Source organism: Roseovarius halotolerans (genome assembly GCF_900172255.1).
GTDB lineage: Bacteria > Pseudomonadota > Alphaproteobacteria > Rhodobacterales > Rhodobacteraceae > Roseovarius > Roseovarius halotolerans.
The window spans coordinates 210,770-226,172 of sequence record NZ_FWFU01000003.1; the positions used below are offsets into that span (position 1 = coordinate 210,770).

At 58.6% G+C, this 15,403-nt stretch carries 19 protein-coding genes; 14 read left to right on the plus strand and 5 right to left on the minus strand.

Annotated features, from left to right (window positions below):
- Positions 1 to 8 precede the first annotated feature (8 nt).
- The 6 genes from ROH8110_RS12080 to ROH8110_RS12105 all read left to right on the plus strand — a co-directional run bounded on the left by ROH8110_RS12080 (position 9) and on the right by ROH8110_RS12105 (position 2,682).
- Complete coding sequence (locus ROH8110_RS12080) at positions 9 to 329, plus strand: antibiotic biosynthesis monooxygenase family protein (RefSeq protein ID WP_085818051.1); 321 nt, start codon at positions 9 to 11, stop codon at positions 327 to 329.
- Between the two features lie 2 nt (positions 330 to 331).
- Positions 332 to 622, plus strand: coding sequence for a DUF5665 domain-containing protein (locus ROH8110_RS12085; RefSeq protein ID WP_085818052.1), 291 nt, complete (start codon positions 332 to 334; stop codon positions 620 to 622).
- A gap of 90 nt (positions 623 to 712) precedes the next feature.
- Entirely contained in the window at positions 713 to 1,120 is a 408-nt protein-coding gene (locus ROH8110_RS12090) for a universal stress protein (protein ID WP_085818053.1), read from the plus strand.
- A gap of 82 nt (positions 1,121 to 1,202) precedes the next feature.
- On the plus strand, positions 1,203 to 1,796 hold the full coding sequence (locus ROH8110_RS12095; RefSeq protein WP_085818054.1) for a rhodanese-like domain-containing protein: 594 nt from the start codon (positions 1,203 to 1,205) through the stop codon (positions 1,794 to 1,796).
- Between the two features lie 69 nt (positions 1,797 to 1,865).
- Positions 1,866 to 2,105, plus strand: coding sequence for a TFIIB-type zinc ribbon-containing protein (locus tag ROH8110_RS12100; protein ID WP_085818483.1), 240 nt, complete (start codon positions 1,866 to 1,868; stop codon positions 2,103 to 2,105).
- Between the two features lie 289 nt (positions 2,106 to 2,394).
- Positions 2,395 to 2,682, plus strand: a complete 288-nt coding sequence (locus tag ROH8110_RS12105) for a hypothetical protein (RefSeq protein WP_085818055.1) — start codon at positions 2,395 to 2,397, stop codon at positions 2,680 to 2,682.
- A gap of 34 nt (positions 2,683 to 2,716) precedes the next feature.
- On the opposite strand, the gene ROH8110_RS12110 is transcribed toward ROH8110_RS12105, so the two are convergent.
- The 5 genes from ROH8110_RS12110 to ROH8110_RS12135 all read right to left on the minus strand — a co-directional run bounded on the left by ROH8110_RS12110 (position 2,717) and on the right by ROH8110_RS12135 (position 6,649).
- Positions 2,717 to 3,028 (minus strand): aspartate aminotransferase, encoded by a 312-nt coding sequence (locus ROH8110_RS12110; protein WP_085818056.1) that lies wholly within the window; start codon positions 3,026 to 3,028, stop codon positions 2,717 to 2,719.
- A 281-nt stretch (positions 3,029 to 3,309) separates the two neighbouring features.
- On the minus strand, positions 3,310 to 3,729 hold the full coding sequence (locus ROH8110_RS18815; protein WP_139837409.1) for a hypothetical protein: 420 nt from the start codon (positions 3,727 to 3,729) through the stop codon (positions 3,310 to 3,312).
- Positions 3,730 to 4,889, minus strand: a protein-coding gene (locus ROH8110_RS12120; protein ID WP_121143690.1) for an IS3 family transposase whose coding sequence is annotated in 2 segments (ribosomal slippage) — positions 3,730 to 4,640 and positions 4,640 to 4,889 — 1,161 coding nt in all. Because the reading frame shifts where the segments join, the coding sequence is not laid out codon by codon here. It lies immediately after the preceding gene.
- A gap of 227 nt (positions 4,890 to 5,116) precedes the next feature.
- Entirely contained in the window at positions 5,117 to 6,130 is a 1,014-nt protein-coding gene (locus ROH8110_RS18505; protein ID WP_147430609.1) for a YncE family protein, read from the minus strand.
- A 240-nt stretch (positions 6,131 to 6,370) separates the two neighbouring features.
- On the minus strand, positions 6,371 to 6,649 hold the full coding sequence (locus ROH8110_RS12135; protein WP_139837411.1) for a hypothetical protein: 279 nt from the start codon (positions 6,647 to 6,649) through the stop codon (positions 6,371 to 6,373).
- 202 nt (positions 6,650 to 6,851) lie between these two features.
- On the opposite strand from ROH8110_RS12135, the gene ROH8110_RS12140 reads away from it, so the two are divergent.
- The 8 genes from ROH8110_RS12140 to ROH8110_RS12175 all read left to right on the plus strand — a co-directional run bounded on the left by ROH8110_RS12140 (position 6,852) and on the right by ROH8110_RS12175 (position 15,393).
- Positions 6,852 to 7,784, plus strand: a complete 933-nt coding sequence (locus ROH8110_RS12140; protein ID WP_085818061.1) for a DMT family transporter — start codon at positions 6,852 to 6,854, stop codon at positions 7,782 to 7,784.
- On the plus strand, positions 7,781 to 8,413 hold the full coding sequence (locus ROH8110_RS12145) for an RNA polymerase sigma factor (protein WP_085818062.1): 633 nt from the start codon (positions 7,781 to 7,783) through the stop codon (positions 8,411 to 8,413). The genes ROH8110_RS12140 and ROH8110_RS12145 overlap by 4 nt, the downstream gene beginning before the upstream one ends.
- Positions 8,414 to 8,894: 481 nt before the next feature.
- Entirely contained in the window at positions 8,895 to 9,536 is a 642-nt protein-coding gene (gene petA / locus ROH8110_RS12150; RefSeq protein ID WP_085818063.1) for a ubiquinol-cytochrome c reductase iron-sulfur subunit, read from the plus strand.
- Between the two features lie 563 nt (positions 9,537 to 10,099).
- Positions 10,100 to 10,369 carry a DUF5676 family membrane protein gene (locus ROH8110_RS12155; protein WP_085818064.1) on the plus strand — a complete coding sequence of 90 codons (270 nt, stop codon included), beginning with the start codon at positions 10,100 to 10,102 and terminating at the stop codon, positions 10,367 to 10,369.
- Positions 10,370 to 10,572: 203 nt separating this feature from the next.
- The gene (locus ROH8110_RS12160; RefSeq protein WP_176236605.1) at positions 10,573 to 12,981 is read left to right on the plus strand and encodes a copper-transporting P-type ATPase; all 2,409 of its coding nucleotides are present in this window, start codon (positions 10,573 to 10,575) and stop codon (positions 12,979 to 12,981) included.
- A 51-nt stretch (positions 12,982 to 13,032) separates the two neighbouring features.
- Positions 13,033 to 13,278 (plus strand): DUF2933 domain-containing protein, encoded by a 246-nt coding sequence (locus ROH8110_RS12165; RefSeq protein ID WP_085818066.1) that lies wholly within the window; start codon positions 13,033 to 13,035, stop codon positions 13,276 to 13,278.
- Positions 13,275 to 13,925, plus strand: coding sequence for a methyltransferase family protein (locus tag ROH8110_RS12170; protein ID WP_199861181.1), 651 nt, complete (start codon positions 13,275 to 13,277; stop codon positions 13,923 to 13,925). The genes ROH8110_RS12165 and ROH8110_RS12170 overlap by 4 nt, the downstream gene beginning before the upstream one ends.
- 19 nt (positions 13,926 to 13,944) lie before the next feature.
- Positions 13,945 to 15,393 carry a YfcC family protein gene (locus ROH8110_RS12175; protein ID WP_085818067.1) on the plus strand — a complete coding sequence of 483 codons (1,449 nt, stop codon included), beginning with the start codon at positions 13,945 to 13,947 and terminating at the stop codon, positions 15,391 to 15,393.
- Positions 15,394 to 15,403 lie beyond the last annotated feature (10 nt).

The following is a 15,403-nucleotide window of genomic DNA, read 5'->3' on the forward strand; positions in this document are numbered from 1 at the left end:
GGTGTGCCATGCCCAAGATCGAGACGTCGACCAGTTACCAAACCGTCATCACCACCTTCGAAACGACCCCCGGCACCTGTCAGGACCTGATGGACGAGCTGACCGAGGCCTATCGGGAATTCATCTCGAAACAGCCCGGGTTCATCGCTGCGGGGCTGCATGTGAACGATGCCCAGACCCGGATCGCCAACTATTCCCAATGGCGCCGGCGCGAGGATTTCCTGGCGATGCTGCGCAGCGACGAGATGCGCGCGCGCAACCGGCGGATCAACGAGATGTGCAAGAGTTTCGAGCCGGTGATGTATGACGTGACGGCGACCTTCGATTGACCATGAAGAACGACGGCGACGCCCCGCAAAGCCCGCTGGCCGAGGAATTGCACGCGCTGCGCGCCGAGGTGGCGCAGCTCAATGCGCATCGTTTCGTGCGGATTCACAATTCGATCCCGCGACTCCTGATGTTCAACCTGGCGCGCGGGCTGGCGTTCGGTCTGGGCACGGTGCTGGGGGCGTCTGTTCTGTTGTCGCTGGTGGCATGGGCGCTGAGCCAGGTGGAGTTCCTGCCGATCATCGGGGAATGGGTCTCGGAGATCCTTCGCCAGATCGAGGCCAGTGTGGAGTGACCGCACCGCGGTGACGCCGGTGTGACCTGTATCAATGTGGCGCATCTTGCGTTCTGCGAGGATGGGCCGAATTCATAACTGGAGGATAGCATGTACAAGAATATTCTGGTTCCCATCTCATTCGAGGAAGACCGCGACGCTGCAGGCGCCATCAAGGTGGCCGAAACGCTGGCAGGCGCGGATGGCAAGATCACGCTGGTGCATGTCATGGAAGAAATTCCGGGCTATGCGATCAGCTATGTGCCTGAAAACTACCTTGTCGAAAGCCGTCAGGCGATCGAAACCGAGCTGCGCGACATGGCGGCACCGCTGGCCAATGGCGCGAGCGAAGTGGTGAGCGGCCATTCCAGCCGCACGATCCTTGATTATGCCGAAAAGAACGGCAGCGATTGCATCGTGATCGCCAGCCACCGCCCCGGCATGCAGGACCTGCTTCTGGGCAGCACGGCGGGTCAGGTCGTGCGCCATGCCAATTGCGCGGTGCATGTGATCCGCTAGACTGGCGGCACGCGATTGCGAGACATGGCGGCGCGGGGGATATGGCCCCGGCGCCGCCCGATCCACAGGACGGGAGGACATCATGCGAGCGATCATCACGCTGGCGACCATTTGCCTTGGCCTTGGGGCCGCGCCGCTGGCCGCGCAGGAGCCGGTGAATATCCGGCCCGACCGCCCCTCGGTCACGGTCGAAACCCCCAATGGCCCGGTCGAGATCAAGCGGCTTCAGGACAACGACCACGAGATCACCGGCGAATGGGCGCGCACCTCGCGCCCCTGCCCGCCCTTCTGCATCCAGCCGATGACCCCGGCGCCGGGCGTGACCACCATCGGCGAACTGGAATTGCTGGACATGCTGGAGGATTCCGAAACCGTGCTGGTGGACAGCCGCACGCCCGACTGGTTCGAGGGCGGCACCATCCCCGGCGCGATCAACATTCCCTATACGCAGGTGGTGGACCGCTTGGGCGATCTGGGCTGCGAGATCGATTTCGACGGCTGGGATTGCGAGAACGCCCGCCGCGTGGCGCTTTTCTGCAATGGTCTCTGGTGCGGGCAAAGCCCCTCGGCGATCCGCAACATGATTTCGGCCGGCTATCCGGCGGAGCGGATCTTCTATTATCGCGGCGGGATGCAGAGCTGGCGCGTTCTGGGGCTTTCTGTCACAGGCGACTGAGCGGGCTTGAGCGCGTGAGGCGCGACCCCATCTTGAAGGCATATGTTCACTTCAGGAAGGATGACGCCCATGCAATGCCCGATCGACGGAGAGAACCTGGTCATGACCGACCGCGCCGGAGTCGAGATCGATTACTGCCCCAAATGCCGGGGCGTCTGGCTGGATCGCGGTGAACTGGACAAGATCGTCGAGCGATCGGCCCCGCAGGGCGGAACCGGTGAACACCGCGAACACGGCCCCCGCGGCGACGCGCGCGATTACAAGCGCAAGAAGCGTGGCGGATTCCTGGAAGACCTGTTCGACTTCTGAGGCTTCAGCGCGAAACGTCGGGCAGTGCGCAGTCATGCGCCTGCCCGTCCGGCATCCGGCAGAGTGCGCCGAGATAATCCGAACAGGCCGCATTGTCATAGCTGTCTCGCCGCTTCGGTGAGGTGAGCCAATGCGAAGAGGCCGCAGGGTCAACTGCTCACGCGTTTGGCATCCCTGGCGGCCGGTGCCGAGAAAAGCCACCTCTGCAAGGTCGATGCGTGCTATATTGACGTTGCGTCAATAAGGGGCGCCTCAAACGAACAAATCATAATAAGAGGGAGGACGTGCCATGTTTGCACGCATTACGCGATTTCAATTGAAGCCCGGCACCCGCGACGCGGCGATGGCCACGATGGAAAGCATGAAAGCCGACATCATGGCGCTGCCGGGCCTGAAGGAATTCATCAACGTCATGAATGAGGACGGCAAAGGTTACGTGGTGTCAGTGGTCGAGACCCGTGAACTTTCGGACGCGAATGCCGACAAGGTGACCGCGCTCTGGAAGAGGATGGCGGACCACCTGGCCGAGATACCCCGACCCGAAGGCTTCGACGTGGGCGCGCACTGGACAAAGTGAGGACGCGGCCCCACCATCAGGCGGACCCGGACGTTCAGCTGTCTGGGCCTGCGGTGGAAGCGAAATCCCGAAGGGATTTCTGAACGATTTCTTTTGAAGAAATCGGCTGTGCGCCGGGCGTGAGCCAACGGACCGGCGCACGGTTGCAGAAGATCACGATCTGCCCCGAGTTTTCCACCACCTGGTATCCCCGCCGGTGGATTTCACGCATGAACCGCTCCATCCCCGCGAAACGTTCCACATCCCGCGCCTTGCGCCGGATCACTTCGCCCTGCTGCACCGCCTTGGATGCAAAGAGGTCACGCAGCCAGATGTCGGGCGACAGGGGTGAGTTTCGATTCTGCATGAGATGCAGGATGAGGCCAGGATGGTTAAGGCGGGGTTAACGCGAAGCGAAAAGCGACAGTCGGTAGAACGCACTGATCGCTCACAGCGGATTGACGCAAAAGCTGTGCGCCAGAACCATCCAGACTTCACGCTTCAATACTCCCATTTTATGGGTTGCCGGCGCGAGAAGAACCAGATGTTTGTGGCGGCCAAAACCCTAGCACACTTCGCGAGTTCTCCCCGCGCCTAAACCGATGTTAAAACTGGGCAACGACAAGCAAGAAAAGCGGGTAGTGTTTGCTAGATTGATTGGTCAACCAGCAATAATTGGAGCATGGTCTCATAAGCGAGTTGCGCCTGCTTTTCCAAAACAGGCGTATACACTGTAGAATAACACTTTGGCTCTTGGTTTTTCTCTGCGTTAAGAGAATGCACCCATTCATTTCTAGCCTTTCGGAGCCCATGCAACCGTTCACGTAAATCTAAAGGAATATCTGACACATTAATGAGATGATAAAGTGGTGAGTCGAAATCTTCGGCTTCCGAGCGAAGGTAGGATTCGCAAGCGCTAGCACAGATAATTATCGTCGATATGTCTAAACCAGCGACAAAACAACTGTGCGCCTCGTATGACATCAGTGTTGTCCACTCGGAGAACACAACACCGCCGACCAGCAGCTCGTTTTCGAGCTTGTGACCTGCCCCCCGAGGCTCCCTCATTCATAACGAGAGTCTGCGGGTCTGGTTTTCATATTCTTCGTCGTCAGTTTGGGCAAGCGCGCCGGGCGCGGAGCCCTCAAATTGCTCAAGCGTCCGGCGCGCTTCTGCGGGTGTTTGATTTTCGAGCGATGAGTGCGGTCTGACATTGTTGTAGTCGTAGCGCCAAAGCGCCAGCTTCCGGCGAGCATCGTCCAGGCTGTCGAACATCTCCTCGTTCAGGAGTTCATCACGCAGGCTGCCGTTGAATGACTCTATGAAGGCATTTTGCTGCGGCTTGCCCGGGTCGATGTAATGCCACCCGACGTTATTGTCGTTTGCCCATTTCAGGATCGCCCGGCTGGTGAACTCGGTTCCATTGTCGCTGACAATACTGCCGGGCTTTCCATAGACCCGGACCAGTGCATCCAACTCCCGCGCGACCCGAGCACCCGAGATGCTGGTATCCGCCATCAGGCACAGGTTCTCGCGGCAACAATCATCGTTCACCGCCAGGATGCGGAACCGGCGCGAGGTCCCGAAGGTGTCGGACAGAAAGTCCAGGGACCAGCGTTCGCCGGGTCTCAAAGCGTCTGGCATTGGTGTCCGCGATCCGCGGGCCCGTTTGCGGCCCCGTCGTCGCCGGACCCCCAGCTTCTCGTCGGTGTAAAGCCGATACAGCTTCTTGTGGTTCATGATCATCCCTTTGCGTTCCAGCATCACCCCGATCCGCCGGTAGCCGAACCGGCGGCGCTTGGCGGCGACCGCTTTCATCTCTTTGCGTATCTCAGGGTTATCCGGCGGGCGTTCACGCCGGACCGTCTTTGGATCGACACCGACAAGTCGGCAGGCCCGGCGTTGCGAGATGTCGTGATCCCGCATCGCCCTGAGCGCTGCCTCTCGCCGCTCAATCGGCGTCGTCAGTTCTTTCCCAGCAGATCCTTCAGAACAGCATTGTCCAGCATCGTGTCAGCCAGCAGGCGTTTAAGCCGGGCGTTCTCGTCTTCCATTGCCCTCAGCTTCGCGACGTCGGACACCTCCATGCCGCCATACTTCGATTTGTATTTATAAAAGGTGCCTTGGCTGAGGCCATGCTTGCGGCACACCTCGGCTGTCGGCATCCCGGCCTCCTGCTCTTTGATCATCCCGATGATTTGGGCTTCGCTGAAACGGCTCTTTCGCATTCGTTTGCTCCTTCGAAAGATTGAGCAAACTCTACATCAAAACGAGGGAAGTTTCGGGGGGCAGGTCAGGGAAAGTGCCCGAAAGAAGTCCTTGGAACTCGAGAAAGATGTCAACTTTAAGGGCGTATAATTGTAGGCAAAAATGCGTTAACCGGATGAAGTTTGACCCATCGGCTGATCGGTGCGGTGGCGGGTACGTTTGCGCCCGCAACCTTGGTTCGCTTCGTCTATGGCATAGGGACGAATTGATGCCCGGTGCTGTCCGTCTCGACAATCACGAGCAGATCAAGCGTTTTCGGATCGAGAACCCATAGCTCGTTCTTGACGGCGCTGCTCACCATAAGCGCGTCGCCGACGCGCGCCATATGATAGGGTTCAGGTCCGACTTTAACTTCAAGGCGTTCACCTGTGTTGCGATCAATGCGCACCACCCGGTCGCGTTCGCGTGCGCTTGACCAGATTGCGCCGTTGTCGGCCGCGACGCCATGAAGGTCGCCGCCAATTTCGAACGTATCAAGAGTTTCGCCATTGTCGGCATCGACTATGGAAACCCTGCCGGTATCAGACTCGCTGACAATCAGTTGACGGGCTTTTGCAAGCAGCAGCATGTGCTTGGGTGGGCCTTGCAATTTGAAGCTCCGAGTTACGATCCCGTCGTCTGGATCGAGTTCGCTGATTGTGTTGTTTCCCGCATTCGAAACGAAGAATGTCCCAGTCTCCGGATCCGCAACCACATATTCGGGGATCGGTCCCGTAGCGATTGTGCCCGTTACGTCGCCGCTGTCGAGGTCTATCAACGAGACGGCATCAAGGCCGGGATGCGTCACTGCCGCAAAGCGCTCATCTATAGAAATGCCAACATGGTGAACAATGCCGGGCACTTCGGTGCGGCGCAGTATTTTGTGGCTGTCGGCATCGACCAAGGTGACCAGACTCGCCGCGGTTGGCTCAGCCATTGCTCCGCCGCCGTGATGGGCTTCGTGATCTTCCTCGGAAACTTGGGAGGGCTTGGCCATCTTATCGCCTCGGGTTTCCGAAAGACTGCCGGCCACCAGAATGCCTCGTTTCGGTGCGCCTGCCAGCCCGTGAACATTGTCAAGCCCTTCTATGCGGCCCGCCACCTCGTAATTTTCGTCCAGATGAAGAACCGTTCCGAGCTCTCCCTCAGGAATGTAGACATCGGCTATTGCAGCGCTGCTAGCCACTAATGCAGCCCCAATAGTCATGAGCGGAGTTCTCATAAGATCGTTTCCTCTTTCGGACTTAGCTTTTCTGTGTCGGCGTTGATCCCAGTATGCCGCTAAGACGGGCGCGCAGTGTTGATCGTGCGCCATTCGAACGGAGCCAATGCTTGGAAGACATCATGGTCATTATCCGCTCGATGTCGGCCCTGACTGCGGCGCATATCAAGCGCCGCAGCCATTTCCCACTTGCAGACACGATGGCTCTCGATTTTCAGCCAGAGCGGCTGTTCGGTAGCCTCATTGGCCTCTCTGCGGATTGTCAAAACGCTCTTCGAACATGCTCTTGAACTCTGATGCCGCCTCCATGTGCGCTTCCATTTCCGCGCGCGTGACCTTGCCGTCATCGTTCTGGTCTGCGTGATCGAAATGTCCGCGCATCGTGTCATTCATGTGAACATTGTTGTCGCGGTCGGGCAGTTCGTGATGCCCGGTTACATACCCCATGTCTGCGAGTGCGGCTCCGCCGAGCGCTGTGGAAAACAAGGTTGCGAGGATAAGTGTTGTGTTGCGTTTCATAGAATGCCTCCTTTTGGCTTTTTGCCTGACAAACATGGCAAATCGGATGTGCTATGCAACGGGCTCATGGAGTGGTCGTGTAACGTTCTGTCGCAAAACCCCAACTGGTTACATTTGGTGACAGATTTCCGCGGCAAGCGGCGCTTTATCCTGTAAATGCAGCTGAGGACGAAGGTGTTATTTTTTGACGTTGGGACTACCCATGACACCAGTTGCGACTTTGAAGATTGTCTTTGCCATGGTGCTTTGGGCGTTGTGTTTTCCCGTCATCGTGGCCGGACTCGAATACTCGCCCCACCTGACCTTCGCAGCTATGAGGGCGGCCCTGGCAGGCATTATTCTTACGCTTTTGGCGCTTGTCCTGGGTCGACCCTTTCCGCGCGGATGGCGGGTTTGGATGACGCTTTCAGGAGTTGGCCTAGGTGCGACAAGTCTCGGCTTTCTTGGGATGTTTCATGCGGCAGAGTTCGTCTCGCCCGGTCTTGCTACAGTGATAGCGAATACACAACCTCTCCTGGCAGCTGTTCTCGCGGCGCTTTGGCTGGGAGAAAAGTTGTCTATCCGAGGTAGCTCGGGTTTGTTCGCGGGCTTCGCGGGAATCGTGCTGATTGCGTTGCCAGATTTTCTTGCGGAACGAAACGAGAGTTATGCAATTGGCGTTCTCTACATCATTCTTGCAGCCGCAGGCGTTACGTTCAGCAACGTCATGATTAAATCCATCGCAGGAAAGGTTGATAGCCTTTCGGCGATGGGATTGCAGATGCTGTTGGGTAGCGTACCACTGGCCATTGCGGCTTTGGTCACGGAGGAGCCTACCACAATAAATTGGACGTTCACGTTTATAGCTTCACTTCTTGCCTTGGCCTTGGCAGGTTCCGCTCTTGTTTATTGGTTATGGTTTACGGCGCTTGAAACGGTTCCCTTGAACCGGGCCAACGCCTTCAGCTTTCTCATTCCAGTCTTCGGGTTGACCTTGGGTTTCGTGATCTATGGCGAGCGTCTATCGCTCTTGCAGATCATCGGGATCGTTATGATATTCTTGGGTATAGCGCTAGTTCACCGGCGGAAAGCGATGCTTGGAAATGAAGTTGATAGCGAGCGGCCAGCATCTCAATCAGGAGGCGGCGAAGTATGACGGGCACAGAAAATAAATCGTGCGGAGTCACGCATGATCACGACGCAGCCAGAATGGCGCTTTCAGAAGGCAGGCAGGCTTTTTGGGGCTTTCTGATGCGCCGTTTGGGCAACAAAGCGGATGCCGAGGATGTTTTGCAGGAATTCTGCATCCGCGTGCTTACGCGCAAAGAACAATTGCGCGATGTGGAACGGGTGGATTCTTGGCTCTACGCCATATTGCGTTCGACGATGAACGATCATTTCCGCAAGGCGGCACGTCGAGGGCGCCTGACCGAAGCATATGGCGGAGAACCCGAGGAACTAGCTCATGATGCCCCCGAACAGATGGCGCAATTTTGCCGTTGCGTGAACGGTCTGATACCCACCTTGCGCGATGCGGATGCCGACCTGATCCGTCGGATTGACCTTGGCGAGGAGGACCGCGCCACTGTTGCCACCGACATGGGCCTTACGCGGAACGCGCTTGGAGTACGGCTTCACCGAGCCCGCATGGCCTTACGTGACGCGTTGACGGGCCATTGTGGAAAGTGCTGCAAGACAGGATGGGACGATTGCTACTGCCCTCCGATCGGCTGTGAAAGCCCGGAAGACGAGTTGCATTGTGCTCCAAGGGACGTAGCCAAATAGGCGAGTACTGACTCGACTAAGTGTAATGGTTTACGTCAGGGAGCGTCCACTCCTGTGAAAAGCCCGTTTTCGGGCACCACGACGGGAGACCCCGAAATGATATACCGAGGGGGTATATGTCGGATCCGGCAACGCCCGAGCGTCTCGTCACCTGGGAGGAAATGCTTGGCCTTGTTCAGGGTTTGAGTCGCACATGCGCCGCGAGTTCGCGCCATGTCGATGCGCCGATTTCACAGGAACTGTTTCTGCGGGTAGGAGGCGAAGTCCGGACCTTGGTTGAAGCCGCGATGCTTCTGGGCCTCTGGTCCATAGACGGCGCGTATCTCTCTGCCGGATTACGTCGCGACATAGCGACCGAACTTGTGAGCTGCTGCTGAATTTCCAGACGTCGTAACAGAATTTTGCAGACCACAAGAGCGATTCAAAGCCGCCAGATTGACGCCTTGGCAGCTAAGAAACAGGGCCGCCACGAGGCCTCTGATTGTCGCGGAACCGACCAAAGGCAAGCGAAGGAGAGCACGATGCCCTTTTACAACAAACTGCTGACCGTGTAGAAGCTACCAACCGACGCGACTTTCTTTACTATACAACCGCAGCAGCAGGAACAGTTGCCGGAGGGGCCGCGGTCTGGCCATTGGTCGATTCCATGAACCCCTCGGCCGATGTGATCAGTCAGTCAACGATTGCCGTAGATTTGACCGGCGTACAATTGGGGACGCGGATAACCGTTAAATGGGCTGGCAAGCCAGTCTTCATTTGGCGTCGCACGCCTGAGACCGTCGCAAAGGCAAGGGCCACACTGCTTGATGATCTTCCTGATCCGATTGATGACAGCGAGGGGGATCCCAATATCAGTGAACCCTTGCCTGCCCTTGACGGGAACCGAGCGGCCGATGAAGCTGGCGAGTGGTTGATCGTGATAGGCATCTGCACGCACCTTGGCTGTGTGCCGATCGGTCAAGATGGGTCCAGCGTTGGAGAATTCGGCGGGTGGTTCTGTCCGTGTCACGGATCGCATTACGATCTATCAGGCCGAATTCGAAAAGGTCCCGCACCGCGCAACCTCGATTTTCCGCCTTATAGTCTCGGGTCCGATCTGCTGCTGAAGGTTGGAATTGCATGATCTAGCAGAAAATACGCGAAATCTACAGTTCTCCCTGTAATGGAAGGTCGTGGTGGGCGTCTCCGATCTGAAACCTTAATTGAAGGAGGCCTAAATGGACCAGAAAACCACCCAAAGCGAAAACTCTCAAACCGAAAGCCCAAAATCTGGCGGGTGCTGTGGCAGTAATTCCGTCACCTTGGCCGCCGATGTCAAGCCCGTGGCCCGGGCGACTGCTTCACGGTCCAAGGGATGCTGTTGCAGCAAAACCTGAAGCTAATCGCGAAGAAACCTTACATGGCGAGAAGGTCAGGCCAGTAATTCGGCAATGAAAGGAGATCACAGTCATGATTACGCTAAGCGCAATTGTAGGGCTCTCTACCCTGCTTCTAATCCACTCATCTCGCTCGCTGCGAAATAGCGAAATTGCCATCCCGATTTTCCTCGACCGGCATCCTAAAACGGCCGATTTCCTCGAGGGTTATTGCGACAAAACGATACAGAAAACCTCGTGACACTCGCGCGTCTGTGGGTGCATCCACCTCTATAACAGGATCGCTCCAAGTGGTTTGAAAGGAGAAATCATGTCGGATTTCGCATCTATTCGCATTGTTCCCATAGGCATGGCGCTTGGGACCCTGCTGGCGGTCAGCTTCCTGCTGTGCGTTGTCTTCGGCCTCGTGTTTCCCGGTGCCACAATGTATCAGGCTTGGCTGCCGCTGCTGCCCGGCGTGACCTGGATCAGCTGGTCCAGCGCCGTTTTGGGCTTGGTCGAGAGCTTTGCCTATGGCTGGTATATCGCCGTGATCTTCGTGCCGACATTCAATTTCTTTTCGGCAAAGAAAGGAGCGTGAAGTGCCGATATTGTCCGACCCGCCCCGGCATCGACTGCAACCGAGGAACGGGGCGGCGCGGCAGATGGAAAAGCTGAAAGACACGCCTGTCTGAATACGGGTCAGCGAAGACACCTGATTTCCGCCGGGCGCCGGCACATTTTCGAGTTCTCGGTCCGGCGATAGACAGCATCTCGCCGGAACGGGACAGGAAAGGACGCAAGATGAACGACAGCAAAAGCCAACCAGCCAGGAAGACCGAAGGCCACGAAACCTTGGACACAGTTCCGGAAGGCTACGCCGGGACGGTCTACACCTGCCCGATGCACCCCGAGATACGCAGCACGGAAGAAGGTAGTTGCCCGAAATGCGGCATGTTCCTGGCCCCCGAGGGCGAGTCCATGGACCACGCCCACCACGGCCATGATCACTCCGGTCACAGTCACGCCCACGGGGCCGCGACCGTGGGGGTCAAGGGGGGTGAATACGACACCGTGCCCGAAGGCTACACCGGAACGATTTACACCTGCCCGATGCACGCCGAAGTCAGGCATCCCGGCCCTGGCTCCTGCCCGATCTGCGGTATGGGGCTGGAGCCCGCGACCGTCAGCGCAGAGGACGAAGGCCCGAACCCCGAACTGGTCGACTTCACCCGGCGGTTCTGGGTTGGTGCCGTCCTCACCATCCCGGTCCTGATCCTTGCGATGGGGCCGTTCGTCGGCTTCACCTTTTTCAAGGAACTGCTGGGGGAACGCACATCTCTCTGGCTGGAACTGGTAATGTCGACGCCGGTCATCCTGTGGTCGGGCTGGCCTTTCTTTGTGCGCGGCTACCATTCCTTCCGGACGATGAACCTGAACATGTTCAGCCTCATCGGCATGGGCGTGGGCGCGGCCTATGTGTTCAGTATCCTCGCGGTCGTCGCGCCCCAGATATTCCCCGAGGGCTTTCGCGACGAGAACGGTAATGTCGGAGTCTACTTCGAAGCCGCCGCCGTGATCGTAACGCTGGTTCTTCTGGGCCAGGTTATGGAACTGCGCGCCCGCGAAGGGACCGGAAAGGCGATCCGCGCCCTGCTCGACATGGCCGCGAAGACAGCGGTGGTGATCCGCCCCGATGGAACCGAGGAAGAGATCGAACTCGACCAGGTGCAACTGGGCGATCACCTGCGTGTCCGGCCCGGCGACAAGGTGCCGGTCGATGGGGTCGTTGTCGAAGGGCGCTCGTCGGTGGACGAGTCGATGATCACCGGCGAGCCCGTTCCCGTCGAGAAAGTCGCAGGCGAACCCGTCACCGGCGCGACGATCAACGGCACCGGCAGCCTCGTGATCGAGGCCACGCGCGTCGGCGCCGACACAATGCTCAGCCAGATCGTTCAAATGGTCGCCGATGCGCAGCGCAGCCGCGCGCCGATCCAGAAATATGCCGATCAGGTGGCAGGCATGTTCGTGCCGGCTGTCATAGCGATCGCCATCGTGTCTTTCGTTGCGTGGTCTATCTGGGGACCAGACCCGGCCATGGCCTATGGCCTTGTATCGGCCGTCGCGGTGCTCATCATAGCGTGCCCCTGCGCGCTTGGCCTTGCCACGCCAATGTCTATCATGACTGCGACGGGTAGGGGCGCGCAGTTGGGTGTGCTTATCAAGAACGCTGAAGCGCTGGAGCGATTCGAGAAGGTCGACACGCTGATCGTGGACAAGACGGGAACCCTGACCGAAGGCAAGCCAAGACTGGTCGCGGTGCTGCCCGAGGACGGCCATGACGAGGCTGAGGTGTTGCGCCTCGCCGCCTCGCTCGAACGCGGGTCGGAACACCCGCTGGCCGAGGCAATCGTGCGCGGCGCTGAGGAGCGCGGCGTGGATTTCGCCAAGGCCGAGGACTTCGAGGCCGTCACCGGCAAGGGAGTTAAGGGGCGGGTCGATGGCAAATCGGTCGCACTCGGCAATGCGGCTCTGATCCGCGACATGGGGCTGGACAGCGGTGCGCTGGTGGATGCCGCCAATGCGCGGCGTGACGAAGGTGAGACCGTCATGTTCATTGTGCTGGACGGTACGATCGCCGGGCTGGTCTGCGTGGCCGACCCGGTGAAGGAGACCACGCCCGCCGCACTCAAGGCGCTGCACGAACTGGGGTTCCGCATCATCATGGCCACCGGCGATAACGAGCGCACCGCGCAGGCCGTCGCGAACCGCCTTGGCATTGACGAAATCCGTGCCGATGTCCTTCCCGAGGACAAGGCCCGGATCATCAAGGAATTGCAGGAGCAGGGTCGGAAAGTCGCGATGGCGGGAGACGGGGTCAATGATGCCCCGGCGCTGGCACAGGCCGATGTCGGCATTGCCATGGGCACCGGCGCAGACGTCGCAATCGAGAGCGCGGGCTTCACCCTCGTCAAGGGCAATCTTGACGGCATCGTGCGCGCCCGGAAGCTGAGCCAGGCCACGATGCGCAACATCCGCCAAAACCTGTTCTTCGCGCTGATCTACAACGCCTCGGGCGTGCCGATCGCGGCCGGCGTGCTCTACCCATTCTTGGGTATCCTGATCGGACCGATCTTCGCCGCCTTTGCCATGAGCGCGTCTTCACTATCGGTCGTTGTGAACTCGCTTCGGCTGCGGCGACTGAAATTCTGAACCGCTTATCGCGGACAATTCCACCATTCAACCTGAGTAGGGCCAGACCAAATGACAGAGCAGCATCATGATCAGGACAATCATCACGACAATCGCGAAAAGGGTTTCTGGAAGTCCCGCACGGGCATCTACCTCTTGATTGCTCTCGGGATCGGTGCGGCCCTACTCGCGTTCGAACACCGTGTCCACATTTTCGGAGGCAACGGGTTTCTCGCGCTGCTCCTTCTGGGATGTGTTGTAATGCATGTTTTCATGCACGGTGGCCACGGTGGTCATGGTGGGGGTGACAAGTCATGATGCACGAACCTGGTTATGGGCTATGGTTTTTTGCCCTGCTGAATGCGGCCATTTTCATCATGTTTGCATTCAGCTTCTTCAAGCCGCAAACGGCGCGCGACTGGCGCAGTTTCGGGGCCTTCAGTGCGTTTCTAGTGGCGTTGTTTGCTGAGATGTACGGCTTCCCTCTCACGATTTTCCTGTTGTCCGGCTGGTTGCAAACGACCTACCCGGGAATTGACTGGTTTTCGCACGACGCCGGACATTTGCCGGAAATGCTCTTCGGTTGGCAGGCAAACCCGCATTTCGGCCCGTTTCACATCCTCAGTTTCGTCTTCATCGGTCTCGGCTTCTGGATGATCTCAGCCGCATGGCGCGTGCTCTATCATGCCCAAAGGAGCGGAAGGCTGGCCACCAGCGGTCCCTATGCGCGCGTGCGTCATCCGCAATATGTCGGCTTCGTTCTGGTTTTAACCGGCTTTCTGGTCCAGTGGCCCACACTGCTAACACTGGCAATGTATCCGGTGCTTATCTGGATGTATGTGCGGCTGGCCCGCGCGGAAGAGCGCGAGACACGGGCCGCGTTCGGAAAGGAATTCGACGCCTACGCAGCCAGTGTACCTGCCTTCGTTCCGGCACTGAGACCCACGCAAGACTCCACTCAATGAACACGGAGGGAGAAAACCGATGAGTGATCTGAACACCCATTCGAAGCCCGAGGCAGATGGCATGGCGGCACGGTTTCCCACCGCCTATTCCATCCTGTTCGGGCTCATCATTGTTGTCGCGGCGCTGACCTGGATTATCCCTGCGGGCCAGTATGACCGGGCCATGAACGAAGAGGTCGGACGCGAGATCGCGGTGCCGGGCACCTATCAGACGGTCGAGCCCAATCCGCAGGGTTTCGTCGATGTGATGCTTGCGCCCGTCGCCGGGTTCTACGATCCGGACAGCTATGCGGCCAATGCGATCGACGTTGCGTTGTTTGTGCTCCTGCTCGGCGGGTTTCTGGGTGTGGTGAACGCCACCAAAGCCATCGATACTGGTATCCAAACAGCCATGGGGCGCATGAAGGGGCGCGAGATCTGGATGATCCCGATCCTGATGTCACTGTTCGCCGTGGGCGGCACGACCTATGGTATGGCCGAGGAAACACTGGCTTTTTATGCGCTGCTGATCCCGGTAGTCATAGCCGCGGGATTTGACGCCGTTACCGGCGTCGCGATCATCCTGATCGGGGCGGGCATCGGCACCCTCGGCTCCACGATCAACCCGTTTGCAACCGTAATCGCATCTAACGCGGCGGGGATACCCTTTACCCAGGGCATGGCGTTGCGGCTGGTCATCCTGATCGGCGGGCTTCTGACATGCATCGCCTACGTGATGCGCTACGCCTCAAAGGTGAAGGCCGATCCGTCCCGCTCGGTGGTCGCCAAGCAGCACGATGCACATCGTCGGATATTTCTGGGCGCTGACGATGCCGAATTCACCGAACCGAAGCTGACAGGAACTCAGAAGCTGGTGCTGGTCCTTTTCTTCGCCACCTTCGCGGTGATGATCTGGGGAGTGTCGAGCCAGGGTTGGTGGATGGCACGGATGGGGGCGCTCTTCTTCGGCATGGCCATCGTCGTAGGCCTGGTCGCGCGGATGGGGGAGAAGAAACTGACCTCTGCTTTTGTGGACGGGGCGAAAGACCTGCTTGGCGTGGCGCTGGTGATCGGCTTGGCGCGCGGAATCGTTGTGATCATGGAACAGGGCCTGATCGCCGACACCATCCTCAACAGCGCTGCAGAAACGTTGGGTGGCCTATCCGAGATAGCCTTCATAAATCTGATGCTCTGGATCGAGATCGGGATGAGCTTTCTGGTGCCGTCCTCTTCGGGGCTCGCGGTCCTGTCGATGCCAATTCTGGCCCCGCTGGGGGATTTTGCCAGCGTCAGCCGTGATCTTGTGGTGACAGCATATCAATCGGCGAGCGGCCTTGTGAATCTGATCACGCCGACCTCGGCCGTCGTCATTGGCGGTCTGGCGATCGGCCGCGTATCCTTCGACCGCTGGGTGGTGTTCGTCTGGCCGCTTCTGCTGATGCTCGCGATTTTCATCATGGCCGCGCTCAGCGTTGCCGCGACCCTCTGATCCAAAGGAA